3 protein-coding genes, 4 tRNA genes and 1 other RNA gene are annotated in these 4330 nt (G+C 54.4%); 1 reads left to right on the top strand and 7 read right to left on the bottom strand.

The features are described 5' to 3' along the window. Window positions 1-343: 343 nt before the first annotated feature. The 5 genes from ERD80_RS21300 to ERD80_RS21280 all read right to left on the bottom strand — a co-directional run bounded on the left by ERD80_RS21300 (window position 344) and on the right by ERD80_RS21280 (window position 914). Window positions 344-480: non-coding RNA, RtT sRNA (locus ERD80_RS21300), on the bottom strand. A gap of 44 nt (window positions 481-524) precedes the next feature. Next, window positions 525-600, bottom strand: a tRNA-Lys gene (locus ERD80_RS21295). 4 nt (window positions 601-604) lie between these two features. Beyond that, window positions 605-680 (bottom strand) — tRNA-Val (locus ERD80_RS21290). Between the two features lie 41 nt (window positions 681-721). Then, window positions 722-797 (bottom strand) — tRNA-Val (locus tag ERD80_RS21285). A 41-nt stretch (window positions 798-838) separates the two neighbouring features. Continuing rightward, a tRNA-Val gene (locus ERD80_RS21280) sits at window positions 839-914 on the bottom strand. A gap of 273 nt (window positions 915-1187) precedes the next feature. On the opposite strand from ERD80_RS21280, the gene gltX reads away from it, so the two are divergent. After that, window positions 1188-2609 (top strand): glutamate--tRNA ligase, encoded by a 1422-nt coding sequence (gene gltX, locus ERD80_RS21275; protein ID WP_136548449.1) that lies wholly within the window; start codon window positions 1188-1190, stop codon window positions 2607-2609. An 83-nt stretch (window positions 2610-2692) separates the two neighbouring features. Here gltX and ERD80_RS21270 read toward each other — a convergent pair whose 3' ends face one another. Then, window positions 2693-3046, bottom strand: coding sequence for a YfeC-like transcriptional regulator (locus ERD80_RS21270; RefSeq protein ID WP_058758359.1), 354 nt, complete (start codon window positions 3044-3046; stop codon window positions 2693-2695). 111 nt (window positions 3047-3157) lie between these two features. Further along, entirely contained in the window at window positions 3158-3946 is a 789-nt protein-coding gene (locus ERD80_RS21265; RefSeq protein ID WP_021508241.1) for a formate/nitrite transporter family protein, read from the bottom strand. Between the last annotated feature and the right edge of the window lie 384 nt (window positions 3947-4330).

Genomic DNA, 4330 nt, shown 5'->3' with positions numbered 1-4330 from the left:
GGCAACCGCAAATCGCACACTGTTTGTAGCGGCACGGTTCATCGCGCAATAAATTGCGCCGCTACCACATGTGCAACTTTGATTGAATGCAGTTTCAGCTTAACTGGCAGTCTTGGGGGTGGGATGTGAAGAAACGAAAAAAGCGCCCTGATGGCGTAAGGGCAACCAGGTAAGGCAACCGCAAATCGCACACCATTTGTAGCGGCGCGATTCATCGCGCAATAAATTGCGCCGCTACCAAACGTGCAAACGTGGTTGAATGCAGTTGCAGCTTAGCTGGTAGCCTGGGAAGTGGGATGTAAAGAAACGAAAAAAGCGCCCAAAGGGCGCTTTTTCCTGAATTTGGTGGGTCGTGCAGGATATGCCTCGGCCCATCCGGGGCCTCGCCCTGCGGGTGATACTGGCGCATCAGCCTGAATCGCTCCCGGCGATTCAGTCGAACCTGCAGCAGGTCCTCATCCTGCACGTTCAGCATCGGTGCACAGAAACGAAAAAAGCGCCCAGAGGGCGCTTTTTCCTGAATTTGGTGGGTCGTGCAGGATTCGAACCTGCGACCAATTGATTAAAAGTCAACTGCTCTACCAACTGAGCTAACGACCCGAAGTGGTGGGTGATGACGGGCTCGAACCGCCGACCCCCTCCTTGTAAGGGAGATGCTCTACCAACTGAGCTAATCACCCACTTCGGTACTGCTTAACAAGAGTGTCATCTGACTAAGATATGGTGGGTGATGACGGGCTCGAACCGCCGACCCCCTCCTTGTAAGGGAGATGCTCTACCAACTGAGCTAATCACCCATATCTTATCTCTTGTTCACTGCGGGCCATCTCATTAAGAGTGGTGGGTGATGACGGGCTCGAACCGCCGACCCCCTCCTTGTAAGGGAGATGCTCTACCAACTGAGCTAATCACCCCCGCTGTGTGGAGTCGCATTATAGGGATCCTTCGAAGTGAGTCAACGCTTTTTAAAACATAAATGTGCGTTCGCTTTAAATTTAGACATCATGCAGCGCTTTTAGCCAATGTGCTGGTTTTATTAGCAGAAAAACGCACTTCTGCCCGCGCCGCCAGCGTGACAGTGATTGAGGAATCAGCCTCACCTGCTAGAATATGCGCACTGTTTTTCCGCGTTAACCCGTTTTTTTGTCATCCAGACAACGAAACCTGCGCATTTAAGGCAATGCTGAATGAAAATCAAAACTCGCTTCGCACCCAGCCCGACGGGCTACCTGCACGTCGGTGGTGCGCGTACTGCGCTTTACTCATGGCTTTATGCTCGCCATAACCAGGGCGAATTCGTCCTGCGTATCGAAGATACCGACCTGGAGCGCTCCACGCCGGAAGCGATCGAAGCCATTATGGATGGGATGAACTGGCTGAATCTCGACTGGGATGAGGGCCCGTACTACCAGACCAAACGTTTCGACCGTTATAACGACGTTATCGACGAAATGCTGGAAGCCGGTACTGCTTATAAATGCTATTGCTCGAAAGAGCGTCTGGACGCGCTGCGTGAAGAGCAGATGGAAAAAGGCGAGAAGCCCCGTTATGACGGCCGCTGCCGCGACAGCCATGAACATCATGCTGCCGATGAACCGTGCGTGGTCCGCTTCCGCAACCCGCAGGACGGTTCGGTGATTTTTGACGATCAGATTCGTGGTCCGATCGAATTCAGCAACCAGGAACTGGATGATCTGATCATCCGCCGTACCGACGGTTCACCGACCTACAACTTCTGTGTGGTGGTCGACGACTGGGATATGGGCATCACGCACGTTATTCGTGGTGAAGACCATATCAACAACACGCCGCGTCAGATCAACATCCTGAAAGCGATTGGTGCGGAAGTGCCAACTTATGCGCACGTATCCATGATCCTTGGCGATGACGGTAAAAAGCTGTCCAAGCGTCACGGCGCAGTGGGCGTCATGCAGTATCGCGACGATGGCTACCTGCCGGAAGCGCTGCTTAATTATCTGGTGCGCCTCGGCTGGTCACATGGCGATCAGGAGATTTTCAGCGTGGCGGAAATGACCGAACTGTTCACCCTCGATGCGGTGAGCAAATCGGCCAGCGCCTTCAACACCGAGAAACTGCAGTGGCTCAATCACCACTACATTAATACGCTGCCGCCGGAATATGTCGCGACCCAGCTGCAGTGGCACATCGAGCAGCAGAACATTGATACCCGCACCGGACCGGAGCTGGCGAAGCTGGTGACGCTGCTGGGCGAACGCTGCAAAACGCTGGTCGAAATCGCCGCGTCCTGCCGCTACTTCTATGAAGAGTTTGACGCGTTTGATGCGGATGCAGCGAAAAAGCATCTGCGTCCGGTGGCGCGTCAGCCGCTGGGAATGGTGCGCGACAAGCTGGCGGCCATCAGCGACAGCGACTGGAATGCGGAAAACGTGCATAACGCCATTCAGGCTGCTGCGGATGAACTTGAGCTCGGCATGGGCAAAGTCGGTATGCCGCTGCGCGTTGCCGTAACCGGTGCCGGTCAGTCGCCTGGGCTCGACGTGACGGTGGAAGCCATCGGCCGCAGCCGCAGCGTGGCGCGTATCGAAAAAGCGCTGGCGTTCATCGCGGAGCGTGAAGCACAGGCCTGATTGAGCTGAACAGCGGCCTGTCAGGCTGCTGTGATGAGGCAGGCAACAAAAAAGCCGGAAGCATCTCACTGCTTCCGGCTTTTCTATTCTTCCTGGATTCCTAACCGCTGTAATACGCCCCTGATCCCTTCCCGCAATAACAGCGCCGCCAGTTGTTCCTGTTCGGTGGCCGTCATTTGCTGGACAGAATTTATTAATAACGCAGGTAACGTATTTTGCTGAGCGCCATAATTTGCCGCCGGTTCGTTTGCATGGCGGGTGGACTGAATGAAGCTTTTGACACGCTCATCAATGTGGATTAATCGCGCCTTACCGCCCTGTACACCGGGCTTAGGCGTGGTCGTCCAGTTTTCACGCTTGATCCATTTATTCACCGTCTGCCGACTGTAGCCCGTTTCCAGCGCGAGCTCTTCGGGAGTGAGCCATTCCTTTTTCACGATGCTGTCCCTGTTAAATACATTAGCTCTACATATTACAACAAAACGTTACGGGGAAAAGTAATCAAGGCAGAAAATGCCTTTTGCTGTACGACAAAAGGCAAAATCGGTTTACTGCGCTTCGCTGACCGCCGCCTGTGCCGGACGGAAGGCGAGGAAATAGGTGAGGCCGACAAAGATCGCACCGCCCACACCATTGCCTAAAAATACCGCAACCACGTTAGGTGCAAATTCTGCCCAGCTCATCTGACCGGCAAAAATTGCGGCAGGCACGATAAACATGTTGGCCACCACGTGCTGGAAACCGATTGCCACGAAGGCCATCACCGGGAACCACATGCCGAAGATTTTGCCGACCATATCTTTACTGGCGAAGGCCAGCCACACCGCCAGACACACCAGCCAGTTGCAGCCGATGCCGGAGATGAACGCATGCATGAAATCGGCGTTCACTTTGGCATGCGCTATCGCCACGGTTTTCTTCAGATAGTCGCCTTCGGTCATGCCGAGCAGATGGCCGAAGAACCATGCTACCGCAACGCTGCCAATAAAATTGGCGATGGTGACCCAAAACCAGTTACGCAGCACGCTGAAACCGCTAATGCGGCGCGCGAACCAGGCAATGGGCAGGGTCATCATGTTGCCGGTCAGCAGTTCGCCGCCCGCCAGTACGGTCAGAATCAGCCCGACCGGGAATACCGCCGCACCGAGGAAGCCGGCAAACGAGCCCCATTCAGCAGGCAGCTGGTTAATAACGTGCAGATCGAGCAGGAAGCCGGTGGCGATAAACGCGCCCGCCATGAAGCCAAGAATTAATAAGGTGGAAACCGGCAGACGGCTTTTAGCCACGCCGGCCTGAATCGCCAGTTGCGCGATCTCTTTAGGTGTATGCAGCGACATAGTTCACTTTTCTTTTATTAAACAAGGAGGACGTGCTGGCCGGTTAGCGAGTGAATACCCTGGACGGCTAACCGGTTAATTAGCGCGCTAAGTTTTACACGCACCATTAACGAAAACAAGCCTGACGCTAACATCTTTAACCTAAAGTTAACCTCGGCGTGGTGCACCGTTGAGGCGGCGTTGAGATAACGGCTGAGGGCAGGGATGACGAGTACGCGCTGCGCTGAAAAAAAAGCCACGGCGACACAGGGTTGCCGCCTTTTTCAGCGATCGCACGCAGAACGAGAATTTGCCGTTGACACTCAAACAGCGGTCTCATATTATGCCGTCCGTCGAGGTAACTCGGCGGTTTTTTCGGTACGGGGCTATAGCTCAGCTGGGAGA

The organism is Pantoea sp. R102 (genome assembly GCF_004916815.1).
GTDB classification, from domain to species: Bacteria; Pseudomonadota; Gammaproteobacteria; order Enterobacterales; family Enterobacteriaceae; genus Pantoea; species Pantoea dispersa.
The sequence above is the reverse complement of the archived record's forward strand: the minus strand, read 5'-3'. Positions and strand labels throughout refer to the sequence as shown.

Excerpts from the sequence above, each read along its gene's own strand:
- ERD80_RS21265 (WP_021508241.1), bottom strand. The coding sequence starts at position 3,946 with ATGTCGCTGCATACACCTAAAGAGATCGCGCAACTGGCGATTCAGGCC.
- gltX (WP_136548449.1), top strand. The coding sequence starts at position 1,188 with ATGAAAATCAAAACTCGCTTCGCACCCAGCCCGACGGGCTACCTGCAC.